Genomic DNA, 14,859 nt, shown 5'->3' on the forward strand with positions numbered 1-14,859 from the left:
GGGCCTCGCCAAAGGCGCGTTCGGCCAAGCCGACGTGGAGGGCGGTCTGATGAAGATGATCGCACCCGTTCTGACGGTTCTGGCCGCGATCCTGCTGCTTTGGTACGCAGCCACCGTCTGGATGAATTCGCAATGGACCTACGATCAGGCGGCACGCGCCGGTGAAGAGGTCACGTTCTCCGAGCTTGTCACCGACACGCTGACCCAGAAACGCCCCGTTCTGCCCGCCCCGCATCAGGTGGCTGTCGGGCTGTGGGAAGGTGTGGCCGGGCAGAAGATCACCTCCAAGCGCAGCCTCGTCTTCCACGGCTGGATTACGCTCTCGGCGACGCTTGCGGGCTTCGCGCTGGGCACCGGTCTGGGCATTCTGCTGGCGGTGGGCATCACCCATAGCCGGGCGATGGACCTGAGCGTGATGCCCTGGGCAATCGCGAGCCAGACGATCCCGATCCTCGCCATCGCGCCGATGGTGATCGTGGTTCTCGCGAGCCTCGGGATCACCGGGCTGCTGCCCAAGGCGATCATCGCGGCTTACCTGAGCTTCTTCCCCGTGCTCGTCGGCATGGTGAAGGGGCTGCGCGCGCCCGATCACATGCAGCTCGATCTGCTGAAGACCTATAATGCGAGCCAGGGCGCGACCTTCTGGAAGCTGCGGCTGCCGTCGTCGATGCCGTACCTCTTCGCCTCGCTGAAAGTGGGTGTGGCGGCGAGCCTCGTCGGCACGATCGTGGCCGAACTGCCGGCGGGCGCGACCCGCGGGCTGGGCGCGCGGCTTCTGTCGGGCAGCTATTACGGGCAGACGGTGCAGATCTGGTCCGCTCTGTTCGCAGCGGCAGCGCTCGCGGCGATCCTCGTGGTGGTGGTCGGCATCATCGAACAAATCACCCTCAAGCGGATGGGGATGGTGCAATGAGCTGGCTTATTTTCGCAATCGTCTTCTGGCTGGCGGCCTGGGCGCTCAATACCTGGCTTGCGCGCCATCACGGCTCGGAGCGTTGGGCGCGTTTCCTGATCCCGGCTTTGTTCGGCATCACCCTCCTGCTTCTGTGGGAAGGTCTGGTTCGCGGGCTGAATATCAGCCCGGTGATCCTGCCCGCCCCGAGCCAGATCGCGGCGAGCCTGATGGCCTCGACCGATGTGCTGCGCGAGGATTTCGTGCAGACGATCCTGAAAGGCGCGCTGTCGGGCTATATCATCGGCTGCGGCGCGGCGGTGGTGGTGGCGATCCTGATCGACCGCTCGCCCTTCCTGCAACGCGGGCTGCTGCCGATCGGGAATTTCGTCGCGGCCCTGCCGATCGTCGGGATCGCGCCGATCCTCGTGATGTGGTTCGGCTTCGACTGGCAGTCGAAAGCGGCGGTCGTCGTGGTCATGGTCTTCTTCCCCGTTCTCGTGAACATGGTGGCGGGTCTGGCGGCCACGAATGCGCTTCAGCGCGACCTGATGGCGACCTATTCCGCAAGCTATTGGCAGGGGCTTTTCAAAATGCGTCTGCCTGCGGCGATGCCGTTTCTCTTCAACGGGTTGAAGATCGCGACGACACTGGCTTTGATCGGTGCGATCGTTGCCGAATTTTTCGGCAGCCCGACGAAAGGAATGGGCTTTCGCATCTCGACCGCGGTGGGGCAGCTTGATCTGCCGCTCGTGTGGTCGGAAATTACCGTTGCGGCCCTCGCGGGCTCGGGCTTCTATGGGCTTGTCGCCCTGATCGAGAAGCTGGTGACTTTCTGGCACCCGTCGCAACGGGCCCGGACGTAAGGGCAAGGAAGAGCCTGAGAAAAACCTAAAATCCCGGGCGTAAAGATCCGGGGCCAACAGTGGAGTAAAAGATGAAGAAACTGATCGCAGGGGTGGCCGCAAGCCTCACCATGGCGGGGGCCGCATGGGCCAACGAGGACGTAACGCTGCAGCTGAAATGGGTCACGCAGGCCCAGTTCGCGGGCTACTATGTCGCGCTCGACAAGGGCTTCTACGAGGATGCGGGGCTCGACGTGACCATCAAGCCGGGCGGCCCCGATATTGGGCCCGAGCAGGTGATCGCAGGCGGTGGCGCGGATGTCATCGTCGACTGGATGCCGGCGGCGCTGGCGGCCCGCGAGAAAGGGCTGCCGCTCGTGAATATCGCTCAGCCCTTCAAGAAGTCGGGCATGATGCTGACCTGCCTCAAGGAAAGCGGCATCAAGACCCCCGAGGACTTCCCCGGCCATACGCTGGGCGTGTGGTTCTTCGGCAATGAATACCCGTTCCTGAGCTGGATGAACCATCTCGGCATCTCGACCGAGGGCGGCGACGATGGCGTGACCGTGCTCAAGCAGGGCTTCAACGTCGATCCGCTGCTGCAAAAGCAGGCGGCCTGTATCTCGACCATGACCTATAACGAGTATCTGCAGGTGCTCGAAGCGGGCATTCAGCCCGACCAGCTGGTGACCTTCAAGTATGAAGACGAAGGCGTCGCGACGCTCGAAGACGGCCTTTACGTGCTCGAAGAGAACCTCAAGGACCCGGCCTTCGTCGACAAGATGGCGAAATTCGTGAAGGCCTCGATGGAAGGCTGGAAATACGCCGAGGAGCATCCCAAGGAAGCTGCGCAGATCATTCTCGACAATGACGAGACCGGTGCGCAGACGATGGAGCACCAAGAGGGCATGATGGAAGAGGTCGCCAAGCTGACCGCTGGCTCGAACGGCACGCTCGACCCCGCCGATTACGAGCGCACCGTCGACGTTCTGATGTCGGGCGGTTCGGACCCGGTCATCACCAAGAAGCCGGAAGGCGCTTGGACCCATGAGGTGACCGACAAGGCTGGCCTCGAATAAGAGAGACGCTCTCGCGAAACACGAAGCCCTCCGGTGCGCCGGGGGGCTTTTTCATGTTCGGGGTTTCTTAAGAGGAATCGGTTTTGCTGAGCGGCAGGAGGCATTCGCATGGCCGATCGATCAATGACCGCGCAACGTGCGCGAGCCCGCGCACGGGCCCGCAGGCGCCAGCAGCGCACACACCCGGCCCTGACCGCGTTCTACGCGGTCCTCGTGATCGGGGTTGCCGGTGGACTGTTCTTCCTTGCCTGGAAAAGCCAGTTCGCGGCCCCGCCGAGCTATCTCTTCGACACGCCGACCCAGCCGATCGAGGCGGCCTATTGCCTTGCCGTAGTACGCGGGCTCTCGGGCGGCGGAAGTGGGGGATATATCGCGCAGGCGCAGGATTTCTGGCTGCAACGCCTACTGAATTTCAGCGGCGATGTCGCGGGCAATATCGCGAAGGGCGAAGACGCGCTCGGGCACCATCTCATTGGCAGACCCGTGCCAGATCGCCAATGGCTCGTCGACGCGATGGCTGCCTGCTCCAACCGGGCCGTGAATTACGGGGCGCATTTCGGGGCCTTCGATTAGCGCCGGGATGCGCAGGCTTCACGCAAGACGGATGGGGCAAGCGCTTATGTGGACGGCATCTCGCCGGATCGTGCCTCGGAAGGTGCGGCTTCGCCGGAGGACGCGCCGAGGAATGCAGCCTCCGCTGGCGAGAGATCGGCCCGGGTGCGGGGCAGGGCGAGGGGCATCTTGGCCTGAATCCACGCCACCAGCTCCTCGCGGATATGGCAGCGCAGATCGAAGGTGCGCGGCCCGTTGCGTGCGGAGGCGAGGATTCGCACCTCCATCACCCGCTCGCGGAAATCGGTCACCTGCAGGGCAAAGACCTTCCCGTCCCAGAGCGGATCGGCGCGGGTAATCTCTTCGGCCTTCGCGCGGATCGCGGCGACGTCGGCCGTGTGGTCGAGATAGATCATGACAGTGCCGATCAGATCGGCGCTTTCGCGGGTCCAGTTCTGGAAGGGCTGCTCGATGAAATAGCTCAAGGGCACCACGAGCCGCCGCCAATCCCAGATGCGGATGACAACGTAAGTGGATGTGATCTCTTCGACATTGCCCCATTCGCCCTCGACGATCAGCGCATCGTCGATGCGGATCGGCTGGGTCAGGGCAAGCTGGATGCCTGCGAACAGGTTCTTGAGAACCGGCTGCAGCGCGAGGCCCACGACGATACCCGCGGCCCCGCCCGCCGCCAGAAGCGACACGCCATATTGGCGCACGGCGGGGAAGGTCATCAGGGCGGCTGCGACCGCGAGGATCACGATCATCACCTTGGCCACGCGCATCAGGATGCGGGTCTGGGTGACGTGCTTGCGCGCCAGCAGGTTGTCTTCCGCGTCGAGCTTGAAGCGCCGCAGGTGGATCGTCGTCCAGATGTAGAGCGCGGTATAGGCGATCCAGGCGAGGCACAGGATCAGCGCGACCAACAGAATATGGGTGATTGCACTGGTGACTGCGGCGCTGGCGGGCGCGAGCCCGTTTGCAAAGCCAAGCGCGGCGATCAGCAGGATCAACCGCATCGGCTGCGCCCCGCGTGCAACCAGCGAGCGCCAGAACAGATCGCGATCGGCCACCGCGCGGTTGAGCGCTGTGAACAACACCCTAAACAGCAGCAACGCGATCAGCGCCGCCGTCGCATAGGCGATCAGCGCCACGGCCCAGTCCGGCAGGAATTTCTGTGCCGTATCGATGGCGCTGGCCAGTTCGGTCTCGATCGTCTCGGGCTCCATTCGGGTCTCCGCAAATTGCCGCGCGCTATGCTGCGCTGCCGCATTGATGATGGCGCATCGGGCGGAGCTGTCAAATCGGGCCGGAAATTGACGTCGATCATAGAGCGAACAGGCCGGGAATGTAGAATGACACGTAGGGAAATCGTCCCATGCCGAGAATTGGAGAGAGCCATGAAAAACCGCTTTTTCGCAACCGCCGCACAGCTTGGAGCCGTCGTCGCACTGGTCGCGCTTGCAGGCTGTGCGCAGCTTGAACGCGATATCGGGGAATGCGAGCCGGGTGTCGGGGGTATGTCGGGCATGGCCACGGTCACACCCTCTGGAACGGGACCCTGCTGAGGCCCTGTAAACCGCTGTAAAACTATTTTCTTCTTCTGCACTTGTTTGTAAAAACGGGTGCAGGAGGAGTTTACATGGCCCGTTCCCCGCTGACCGGCACCCGCATTCGCGAGCGGCGCAATGCGCTTGGCTTGAAGCAGGCCGAACTGGCGCGGGCCTCCGGCATTTCGGCGGCCTATCTCAACCTGATCGAGCATAATCGCCGCCGGGTCAGCGATGCGCTGATCGAGCGGATCGCGGGCGCGATGGGCGTCGATTCGGTCACGCTGGGCGAGGGGGCGGAGGGCGCGCTGTTCGCAGGGCTGCGCGAAGCGGTCGCGTCGCTGGAACTGGCCGAGACAGGTAACGGCAATGGCGCGGGCACCGCTAGCCAAGCCGCGCCCGATCTCGACCGCATCGAGGAATTCGTCGGTCGCTTTCCCGCATGGGCCGCGCTCTTGGTGAACCGTCAGGCGCGGCTGGCGGAGCTGGAGCGCGTGGTCGAAACCTATGCCGAGCGCATGGCGCAGGACCCGTTCCTGCTGACCTCGCTGCATGAGGTACTCTCGGCGGTGACCTCGCTGCGCTCCACCGCCGCGATCCTTGTCGAGACCGAGGATATCGAGCCGGAATGGCGCGCGCGGTTTCTCAACACGATTCAGGAGGAAAGCCTGCGCCTGTCGGGAACGGCGGAGGCTTTGGTCGGCTATCTCGACGAGATGGAAACCGCCGAGACCGGCCTGTCCTCGCCGCAAGAGCAGCTCGAGGCGTGGCTCGAAGCGCGCGGCTGGCATTTCCCGGAACTGGAGGGTGCGGGGACCGACCCGGAGGCGCTGATTGCGGGCGCACCGGAACTGGCCTCTGCCGCGGCGCGGGAGCTGGCCCGCAGCCATCTGCAGTGGCAGGCCGCCGATGCGCGTGCCTTGCCGCTCGATCCGGTGCTGGCGGCGCTGGCCGAGCTCGGCCCCGATCCGGGCGCGCTGGCGGCGCGCTTCGCGGCGCCGCTCGCGCAGGTGTTGCGGCGGCTCGCGGCCCTGCCAGCAGGCGCGCCGGGTTTGGGGCAGCCGGGGCTGGTGATCTGCGACGGCTCGGGCACGCTGACCTTCCGCCGCGCAGCCCCCGGGTTTCTGCTGCCGCGCTTCGCCGCCGCCTGCCCGCTCTGGCCGCTCTATGAGGCGCTAGCACGGCCGATGCAGCCGATCCGGGCGCTGGTCGATATGGCGGGGCGCTTGCCGCAACGCTTCCTGACCTATGCCGTCTCCGAGCCGCGCCCGACGGGGTTCGACGGTCCGGTGCTGATGCGCGCCACCATGCTGATCCTGCCAGCGCCTGCACAGAGCGCTGATGCACCGGCGCGCCCGATCGGTGCGTCGTGCCGGATCTGTCCGCGCGGCGAGTGTCCGGGGCGGCGCGAGCCTTCGATCGTCGCGGATGCGTCGGCGGGGAGGGCGTGAGGGTTTGACAGGGCGCGACACGGTGGCGATAGTCGGGTGAGGGGGATGGCTATGGCGCAAAGACAGGTGCTGTTGATCGAGGACGAGCCGCATATCGCGGAGGCGATCCGGTTCATCCTGACGCGTGCGGGCTGGACGGTGTCGGTGCTCGAAGACGGCGCGCGGGCAATTGCGCGCATCACCGGCGATCCGCCCGACGCAATCATCCTTGATCTGATGCTGCCGGGGCGCTCCGGTCTCGAAATCCTTGCCGATATGCGTGCGGATGCCGCGCTGCGCGATTTGCCCGTTCTGATGCTCAGCGCGCGCGGGCAGGGGCGAGACCGCGATGCCGCGACCCGCGCCGGTGCGACAGCCTTCCTCGCCAAGCCATTTGCCAATGGCGACGTGCTCGACCAGCTCGAAGCGATCACCGGCGGGGGCGCTGCGCGCCGGGAGCCCGCCTGATGCCGCAGACGGGCCAGCCGCTCTTTCTTGCCCGCCGTTCCTATCGCCGCCGCCGCCTGATGGATGCGGCGCGGCTTTTGCCGATTGTCGGGCTGGTGCTGATCATGATGCCGGGTCTGTGGCATCCGGCGCAGACCCCGGTGCCCGATACCGGGCGCGGCGGGCTCTACCTTTTCGCGGTCTGGATCGTGCTGATCCTCGCGGCTTTCGCCATCTCCCGCGGGCTTGGCCCGGTGCTCAACGCAGAGGACGTGCCCGAAGGCAATGGCGAGGCCGAGGGCCCAACCGACGCCGCAACCGCCAGCCGCGCGTCGGACGCGCCGCCGCCGGAGGGCTGAGATGCCCTTCAATAATCTCGTCGCGGTCTGCCTGACCTATGTGATCGTGCTCTTCTCGGTGGCGTTCGTGGCCGAACGCCGCGCGCAGCGCCGCCGTTTGCGCTTCCTGCGCTCGCCGGTGATCTACACGCTCTCGCTGTCGATCTACTGCACCGCCTGGACCTTCTACGGCGCGGTCGGCTACGCGGCGCGCTCGGGGCTGGAATTCCTGACGATCTACCTTGGCCCGACGCTGGTCTTCGTCGGCTGGTGGTGGGTGCTGCGCAAGCTGGTGCGGATCGGGCGCACCCATCGCGTGACCTCGATCGCGGACCTGATTTCCAGCCGCTACGGCAAGTCGAACACGCTGGGCGTCATCGTCACGCTGATGTCGGTCGCCGCCGCCACGCCCTACATCGCGCTGCAACTGCAATCGGTGACGCTGAGCTTCGGCGTCTTTGCGGCTGGCACGCCCGAGGGCTGGGCGCTGCCGGATCAAGGCGCGACGGCGCTGTGGATCGCGGGCGGGCTCGCGATCTTCACCATCCTCTTCGGCACGCGAAACCTCGACGCGAACGAGCGGCACCATGGCGTCGTCACCGCGATTGCGCTGGAGGCGGTGGTGAAGCTGGTCGCGCTGGTCGCGGTGGGCGTCTTCGTCGTCTGGGGGCTGGGCGGCGGCCCGATGGACATGCTCTCGCGGATCGACGCCTCGAAGATCGCGGAATGGGATCTCAATCCGGGACGCTTCGCGGGGCTGACCTTCGTCTCCGCCGCCGCGATCCTGACCTTGCCGCGGATGTTTCAGGTGCTCGTCGTGGAGAATGTCGACGAGCGGCACCTCGCGACCGCAAGCTGGGCGTTTCCGGCCTATCTGATGCTGATGAGCCTCTTCGTCGTGCCGATCGCGGTGATGGGGCTGGAGCGGATGCCCGAGGGCGCGAATCCCGATCTGTTCGTGCTCACGCTGCCGCTGTCGGAGGGGCAGGGGAAGCTGGCGCTGCTGGCCTTCCTCGGCGGGTTTTCCTCGGCGACGTCGATGGTGATCGTCGCTGCCATTGCGCTCGCGACGATGGTCTCGAACCATATCGTGACGCCCCTGTGGCTGGCGCTACGCCGCGAAGGCCCGCGCGCCCAGGGCGATGTGCGCGGGCTGGTTCTGGCCTCGCGCCGGGTCTCGATCATCGCGGTGCTGGCGATGGGTTACGCCTATTACCGGATGTCGGGCGGCTCCGAGGCGCTGGCGGCGATCGGCCTGATCGCCTTCGTGGGCGCGGCGCAGGTTCTGCCGGCGCTGATCGGCGGCATCTTCTGGCGCGGCGCGACCCATGTGGGGGCGGCGGCGGGGCTGGTGATCGGTTTCGCGCTTTGGGCCTATACGCTCTTTCTGCCCTCGGTCGGCGATGCCGGGCTGATACCGCAGATCGTTCTGGATCACGGGCTGTTCGGGTTCGAATGGCTGCGTCCGCATGCGCTATTCGGGATCGCGGGGCTCGACCCGCTGCTGCACGCGCTGTTCTGGTCGCTGCTGTTCAACACGCTGGCCTTTCTGGTCTTCTCGATGCTGTCTTTCCCCGGCCCGATGGAGCGGCTGCAGGGCGTGGCCTTCGTCAATATCTACGATCAAAGCCCCGCCGCGCGCTCTTGGGTGCAAGGCGGCGCGGAGGCCGAAGACCTGCTGTCGATGTCGCAGCGGATTCTGGGCGCCGAGCCTGCGCAACATTTCTTTCAGGCGCAGGCGGCGGGGCAGGGCAAGGCCGGGTTCCTGCCCGACACCACGCCCGATTTCCTTGCCCGGCTGGAGCGGAAACTGGCGGGCTCAGTCGGGGCCTCGACGGCGCATGCGATGATCGCGCAGCTCACCGGGGGCACCTCCGTGTCGATGCAGGATCTGATCGCCGTGGCGGGCGAGACGGCGGAGGCCAAGGAATACACCGCGCGGCTCGAGGCGAAATCCGAGGAGCTCGCGCGGGTAGCGCGCGCGCTGCGCGAGGCCAATGACAAGCTGCAGGATCTGTCGGTGCAGAAGGATAGCTTCCTTAGCCAGATCAGCCACGAGCTGCGCACGCCCATGACCTCGATCCGCGCCTTCTCGGAAATCCTGATGGAGCCCGATCTGCCGGATTCGATGCGCGCGCAATATGCCGAGATCATCCACGAGGAAGCGCGCCGCCTGACGCGTCTGCTCGACGATCTGCTCGATCTCTCCGTGCTCGAGAACCGCCGCGCACAGCTCAACGTCTCGGTCGCCAATCTGCACGATCTGATCAACCGCGCGGTGCAATCGGCCTCCTCGACCCGGCCCGACCGCGCCTTCCGGGTCGAGCGCGATTTCCCGACCGAGCACATGCCGATCTTCACCGATGCCGACCGGCTGGTGCAGGTCATGATCAACCTGATCTCGAACGCGCGGAAATATTGCGATGCCGAGAAGGCGGTGCTGCGGATCGAGGTGAAGCGCCGGGGCAAGCGGGTGCAGATCGACTTCATCGACAACGGCGCGGGCATTCCGAAGAAGAGCCAGAAGCTGATCTTCGAGAAATTCGCCCGCCTGACCGATCAAAGCCGCGCCGGCAGTGCGGGCCTCGGCCTCGCGATCTGCCGCGAAATCATGACCAATCTCGGCGGCACGATCGACTACGTGCCCGGGCAAGGCGGGGCCGCGTTCCGCATCACCCTGCCGCTGAGACGCAGCGATCTGCGCGCGCCCTCCGACCCGCCTTCGGAAAGCGCGGCCCTTTCGCGCTAAGCCGCGAAACGCGGGGCATTTTCAACGCTTTGTAAACCTCGATCTGTCAAAGCTGGGCAATGAGACCCCGAATGCGGGTGGATGGAGACCATGGTTCACGAGCGCGAGACATCGGTGCTGCGGCGTAAGACCGAGGCGGCGAAGGCGGTTGCGGGCGCGGCCCCGATCACGCCTGCGCGCGCGATCACGCTCGCGCTTTCGAAGGTCGCGCAGGACATGCTCGAACTGCCGCTACAGGTCGCCTCGATCGAGGAGGCGACGCGGTCTCTCGCCGATCTGCCCGAGATGCTTGAAGATCTGTCGCTGCTCGCGGTGATCGAAGGGCCGGGGGAGGCGCTTGGCGTCCTCGCATTGCCGCCTGCCACCCTGGCCACGCTGATCGAGATGCAGACGATGGGGCGGTTCGGCAAGACCATGCCCGCCCCGCGCAAACCCACCCGGATCGATGCCGCCATCGCCGCCGATTTCGTCGATGCGGTGCTGGCCGAGATCGAAGAGGGTTTGATCAGCGACCCGGCGATTTCCTGGGCCGGGGGCTTCCGCTTCGCCTCCCATCTCGACGATCCCCGGCCGCTTGGCCTGCTGCTGGAAGATGTCAGCTACCGCGTCTGGACGGCGCAGCTTGGCTTCGGCACCGGGGGCGAACGCAGCGGCGGCTTCCTCTGGGCGGTTCCGCGCGAAGGGCGGGGCGCCGCGATGCGCCGCGCGTCCCCGGCTGCGGGCGAAAATCCGGAGGGCGGTGCGGGGCCCAAGGCGGAAAGCTTCACGCCCGAAGATCCCGCGCGCGACTGGTCCGACACGTTCGAACGCTCCATTCTGGCGGCCTCCGCGCAGCTCGACGCGGTCCTGCACCGCGTCACGCTGCCGCTGTCTACCGTGCTGGCGCTGCGCCCCGGCACAGAGATCCCGATCCCGGAAGACGCGTTGGAGAAGATCACGCTCGAGGCGCAGGGACGGCGCAAGCTCTCGCTCGCCCGATTGGGCCAAAGCCACGGGCTACGCGCGCTGCGCCTGCGCGAGGAAGACGAGGCGGCGAATGGTGCTGGCCGTGGGGCGGACACTTTCGATGCCGGGGCGTCGCCCTATGCGCAGGCTCCGACACTCGACGAGGTGCCGGGCCTGTCCAGCCTCGGCGATCCGCTCGATCCGGCCTATGACCCGGAGGAGGGCGTCGATGCCGCCCATGCGCCCGAGCCGCGCGGGTTGGACGGGCTTGAACCCGACATGGATTTTGGCGAGCCACTCGATCTTGATGCGCTCTCTTCGACGGAAGACGACGACGCGCTGCCGCCGCTCAAGATCCAATCGGGCATGTGATCGCACCCCCGCCTTGGGGGCGCGAATGCAGGCTGTGGCGGCGACTTATGCGCCGCGCGTCGCCGAGGTCGCGGGCGTCTCTTTGGTCCCGTTCTCGCAGGGCGGCACTTCCAGCGTGCTGCGATCCAACAGGCTCAGCCACGCTTTCGCCCGCGGTGCGAGCGCCATCCCGACCCCCATCGCGATCAAGAACAGCCAGCCCTCCCAGCCATTGAAGGACAGCGAGCCCATCGCGGGGCCGGGGCACAGCCCCGCAAGGCCCCAACCCGCGCCGAACAGGAGCGAGCCGAGCACGAGATTGCGGTCCACGAGCCGCGGAAACGGCCCCGGCATCGGCGAGCCCAGCATCGAGGTTTCGCGGCGTTTCGCGAAGATCCAGACGAAGAACATCACGCTCACCGCGCCGCCCATCACGAAGGCCAGCGTCGGATCCCAATCGCCGAACACGTCGAGCCAGCCCTGCACCTTTTTCGTGTCGACCATGCCCGCCACGAGAAGCCCCGCGCCGAACAGTCCGCCCGATAGGAATGCGAAGAAGTTGCGCATCAGATCACTCCCAGAAAATGCCGGAAGATCACGAGGACCAATGCACCGCCGAGCAGGTAGAAGGCGGTGGCGACGATCCCGCGCAGCGAAAATCGCGAGATGCCGCAGACGCCGTGGCCCGAGGTGCAGCCATTCGCGATCCGCGTGCCCAGGCCCACCATCAGGCCTGCGGCTACGATCACCCAGACGGAACTGGTCATATGGGTGTCGACTGTTGTGTAAAGCGGCACGAGAAGCGGTGGCACCGCGATCAGCCCGCCGAGGAAGGCCACGCGCTCGGACACGGTCTCGCGGCCCGAGCCGTCGACCAGCCCGCCGATAATGCCGCTTGCGCCCATGATCCGGCCATTGACCAGCAGAAACAGGCCCGCGCCCGCGCCAATCATCAGGCCTCCGACGAGGCCCCAAATCCAATCTTGATGCATGAGCTCTCCCTGTGCTCAATTGCGTGTCGAACGGGCTCTCCCGGACCCGTCAGAGTTGTAATGCTAGACCTCACGCCCGTGACGGTGCAAGCAATTTGATATCTGCATATGTGCGTGAGTGCGACCGGTTGATTTGCGTCAAAGCGGAGAAATGCTTGCCTGTTTAGGTGGTTGTATCGATCAAGGAGGACAGGATGAAGTCGATTGAAACGCGCAAGAGCGAACTCGAAACCCGCCGGGCGCAACTCTCGGAACGGATGGCGCAGGTCGAATCCGAGCTTGAGAGCCACGAAGAAAAAGATTGGGACGACGCTGCGATCGAGCATGAAAGCGACGAGGTTCTCGAAGACCTCGGCCAGTCGGCGCAGTCCGAGATCCGCGCGATCGACGCCGCCCTGGCCCGGATCGAGGCGGGCGAATACGGCTTTTGCGTCACCTGCGGCGAGCGCATCGACGAGGCGCGGCTCGATCTGCTGCCCGCAACGCCGTTTTGCCGGGCGCATGCACCGGGCGCGAAGGCGACCCGTCAGTAACCTCAGACCTATCGTTTCAAAGGGGCAGGGGCAGTCATTTGCCCCTGCGCGCATCCCCCGGGGATGCGCGATTTCCCTTTTGTTTTGAACCTGCTTCGCTTTAAACTTCGCGCGGCGGTGGATCGCACGGAATGCCCCGCCACAAGTGGGGGACGATGGCGAACCGGGTGAAATTTCGCACACAGGACGGGCTGGCGTGGCTGACGCTCGCAGCGCTCGACGATCAGGGCGCGCGGGCCGGTATCACGGCCCAGATGCGCCGCGCGATCGGCGGCGTGCTCGACCGGGTCGAAGGCGACAAGAGCCTGCGCGGTCTGGTCCTGCAGGGCGGTGCGGCGGGCTGGCCCTGCGCGCCCGACCCACTGGATGATTTCGACGCGATCACGCCGCGCCCCGCGAAGGGCGAAGAAGTGCCGAGCCTGTCGGAGCTTTGCCAACGACTCGGGGCGCTCGACCTGCCGGTGCTTGCGCGGCTCTCCGGGCGGATCGCGGGCGGTTCGATGGCGCTGGCGCAGGCCGCCGATCTGCGCATCGCCGATCCCGACACCTGTTTTGCGGCGCCAGAATTCGCGCTTGGCGGCTTCGTCGGCGCAGGCGGCCTCGTGCGGCTTGCGCGGCGGATCGGCGGCGCGCGGGCGCTTGCGATCGTTGCCGCCGGCGAGGAGGTCGAAGCCGAGCCCGCCCGGGGGCAGGGCCAATGCGACCTCGTGCTGGGCGCGAGCGATCGCAGCCAGATTGCCGCCGCCCTCGACATGTTGATCGCCGAAGGCGTGCCGCGCACCGATACCGCGCTCGACGATCCCGCAACCTATCTCAACGATCTCGCGCCGCTGCGCGCGCAGCTGGGCAGCGGCGCGCTTGCACCGGTCGGCGCGCGCCTGTTCGAAGTGGTCGAGGGCGCGCTGTTGCTGCCGCTCGACGAGGCGCTCGATGTCGAGGCGGTGGCCTTGCAGGAACTGCTTGAAGCGTCGTTGTCGCAGGCGTTGCGCTACGCCGCACGGGTCACGCGTCGCGCCGCGCATCTTCCCAGCGAGGGCACGCCCACCGCGACCGCGCCGCTGCGCATCGGCCTTTGGGATCAGCCCGCCGCGATGGCCGGGGGCTTGCTCGCCGCCGGGCACGAGGTCGTCTTCGGCGCAAGCGATCCCGCCGCGATCGAGACGGCCTTTGCCGATATCGCGCGCAAGCAGGAGATCGCGGTGCAATCCGGTGCGCTGTCGCCCGACATTCGCGAGGCCGATTGGGCGCGGCTTGGCGCGGCGATGACCCGCGAGGGGCTGTCGGGATCGGATGCGCTGATCGCTTCGGGCAAAGGGGCATTCCCGCCCGCGCCGCTGAGCGCGCGCAACGCCGAGGATCTGCCCGACGGCGCGGAGGAATTCGGGCTGCGCTGCACCGGCGATCTGTGTGAACTCGTGCCGCCCGAGGGCGCGGTGCCTGCCGATCTCTACGCGATGGCGGGGCTGCTGCGGCAGGGTGGGGCGCAGGTTCTGCGTGGCGGGCCGGGCGCGGGCGGCATCGCCGATCATCTGCGCGTCGCCTATATCGCCGCGGCAGAGCGCGCGGTGCTGGCCGGGGCCTCGGTCGCGCAGGTCGATGCGGCGGTCCGCGAGGCGGGCGGCACGCGTCCGCCGCTGGAGCTGGCCGACCGGCTGGGCGTCGACGCCGTGCTGGAGGATTTCGTGCGGCTGCATCGCCCGTTCGGCCCGCTTCTCAGCCTGCTCGCGCTCGATGCCGCTGCGAGCGGCGCGCGGCAACAGGGCTTTTACGATTGGTCCGAGGGCACGCCGCGCCCGGTCCCCGATCAGGCCGAGGCGCTGGCGGCTTTGCGCGACGAGGCCGGGATCATGCCGCGCCGTCTGTCGAATGCGCGCATCCGCGCCCGGATTCTGGCCGAGCTTGCCAATTGCGGTGCGGGGCTCTTGCAGCACGCGCAGGCGCATCGGGCGGGCGATATCGACGTCGCGGCGCGCCATGTGCTGGGCTTTGCGCCGCAGATGGGCGGCGTGATGTTCGCCGCCGACCGCGCGGGCCTTCTCGGGACGCGCAAGCTGCTGCGCGAGCTGGCCGAAGAGGGCGCGCCCGAGCCGGTCACGCTATGGGATGTGCTGATCCGCAACGGCAAATGCTTCGCCGATCTCGACGACGCTTGAGTT

At 66.7% G+C, this 14,859-nt stretch carries 15 protein-coding genes; 12 read left to right on the forward strand and 3 right to left on the reverse strand.

The genetic code is table 11. From position 1 onward, the window contains the following. The first annotated feature begins 49 nt into the window (after positions 1-49). The 4 genes from AXZ77_RS06170 to AXZ77_RS06185 all read left to right on the forward strand — a co-directional run bounded on the left by AXZ77_RS06170 (position 50) and on the right by AXZ77_RS06185 (position 3,389). A complete protein-coding gene (locus AXZ77_RS06170; RefSeq protein ID WP_078519525.1) occupies positions 50-913 on the forward strand; it encodes an ABC transporter permease in 864 nt (287 codons plus the stop codon). Further along, positions 910-1,758: an ABC transporter permease gene (locus AXZ77_RS06175; protein ID WP_078519524.1), complete on the forward strand. Its 849-nt coding sequence runs from the start codon at positions 910-912 to the stop codon at positions 1,756-1,758. Before AXZ77_RS06170 ends, AXZ77_RS06175 begins: the two co-directional genes overlap by 4 nt. A gap of 71 nt (positions 1,759-1,829) precedes the next feature. Next, entirely contained in the window at positions 1,830-2,816 is a 987-nt protein-coding gene (locus AXZ77_RS06180) for an ABC transporter substrate-binding protein (RefSeq protein WP_098410464.1), read from the forward strand. A 108-nt stretch (positions 2,817-2,924) separates the two neighbouring features. Beyond that, positions 2,925-3,389, forward strand: a complete 465-nt coding sequence (locus AXZ77_RS06185; RefSeq protein WP_141536235.1) for a hypothetical protein — start codon at positions 2,925-2,927, stop codon at positions 3,387-3,389. A gap of 44 nt (positions 3,390-3,433) precedes the next feature. Here the strand turns inward: AXZ77_RS06185 and AXZ77_RS06190 are convergent, their stop codons facing one another. Further along, the gene (locus AXZ77_RS06190) at positions 3,434-4,597 is read right to left on the reverse strand and encodes a mechanosensitive ion channel family protein (protein ID WP_098410466.1); all 1,164 of its coding nucleotides are present in this window, start codon (positions 4,595-4,597) and stop codon (positions 3,434-3,436) included. Positions 4,598-4,768: 171 nt separating this feature from the next. Between AXZ77_RS06190 and AXZ77_RS19530 the strand changes: the two genes are divergently transcribed. From AXZ77_RS19530 to AXZ77_RS06215, 6 genes are all read left to right on the forward strand, one after another. Continuing rightward, a complete protein-coding gene (locus tag AXZ77_RS19530) occupies positions 4,769-4,936 on the forward strand; it encodes a hypothetical protein (protein WP_176535975.1) in 168 nt (55 codons plus the stop codon). A 74-nt stretch (positions 4,937-5,010) separates the two neighbouring features. Continuing rightward, positions 5,011-6,369, forward strand: coding sequence for a helix-turn-helix transcriptional regulator (locus tag AXZ77_RS06195; RefSeq protein WP_098410467.1), 1,359 nt, complete (start codon positions 5,011-5,013; stop codon positions 6,367-6,369). 51 nt (positions 6,370-6,420) lie between these two features. Beyond that, positions 6,421-6,816, forward strand: coding sequence for a response regulator transcription factor (locus tag AXZ77_RS06200; RefSeq protein WP_098410468.1), 396 nt, complete (start codon positions 6,421-6,423; stop codon positions 6,814-6,816). Beyond that, on the forward strand, positions 6,816-7,154 hold the full coding sequence (locus AXZ77_RS06205; protein ID WP_255266426.1) for a hypothetical protein: 339 nt from the start codon (positions 6,816-6,818) through the stop codon (positions 7,152-7,154). Before AXZ77_RS06200 ends, AXZ77_RS06205 begins: the two co-directional genes overlap by 1 nt. Position 7,155: 1 nt before the next feature. Then, the gene (locus tag AXZ77_RS06210; protein WP_098410469.1) at positions 7,156-9,882 is read left to right on the forward strand and encodes an ATP-binding protein; all 2,727 of its coding nucleotides are present in this window, start codon (positions 7,156-7,158) and stop codon (positions 9,880-9,882) included. Between the two features lie 81 nt (positions 9,883-9,963). Beyond that, positions 9,964-11,199: a FliM/FliN family flagellar motor switch protein gene (locus AXZ77_RS06215; protein ID WP_098410470.1), complete on the forward strand. Its 1,236-nt coding sequence runs from the start codon at positions 9,964-9,966 to the stop codon at positions 11,197-11,199. Positions 11,200-11,244: 45 nt separating this feature from the next. Here the strand turns inward: AXZ77_RS06215 and AXZ77_RS06220 are convergent, their stop codons facing one another. Together AXZ77_RS06220 and AXZ77_RS06225 are read right to left on the reverse strand one after the other, a co-directional pair. Beyond that, positions 11,245-11,745, reverse strand: a complete 501-nt coding sequence (locus tag AXZ77_RS06220; protein ID WP_078539606.1) for a DUF6691 family protein — start codon at positions 11,743-11,745, stop codon at positions 11,245-11,247. Then, positions 11,745-12,170, reverse strand: a complete 426-nt coding sequence (locus tag AXZ77_RS06225; protein ID WP_078519514.1) for a YeeE/YedE family protein — start codon at positions 12,168-12,170, stop codon at positions 11,745-11,747. The genes AXZ77_RS06220 and AXZ77_RS06225 overlap by 1 nt, the downstream gene beginning before the upstream one ends. 194 nt (positions 12,171-12,364) lie before the next feature. On the opposite strand from AXZ77_RS06225, the gene AXZ77_RS06230 reads away from it, so the two are divergent. Beyond that, complete coding sequence (locus AXZ77_RS06230) at positions 12,365-12,703, forward strand: TraR/DksA C4-type zinc finger protein (RefSeq protein WP_098410471.1); 339 nt, start codon at positions 12,365-12,367, stop codon at positions 12,701-12,703. 131 nt (positions 12,704-12,834) lie between these two features. Beyond that, positions 12,835-14,856 carry an enoyl-CoA hydratase-related protein gene (locus AXZ77_RS06235; protein ID WP_098410472.1) on the forward strand — a complete coding sequence of 674 codons (2,022 nt, stop codon included), beginning with the start codon at positions 12,835-12,837 and terminating at the stop codon, positions 14,854-14,856. The last annotated feature ends 3 nt before the right edge of the window (positions 14,857-14,859 follow it).

The sequence above is a fragment of the Thioclava sp. ES.031 genome, assembly GCF_002563775.1.
Classification (GTDB): domain Bacteria; phylum Pseudomonadota; class Alphaproteobacteria; order Rhodobacterales; family Rhodobacteraceae; genus Thioclava.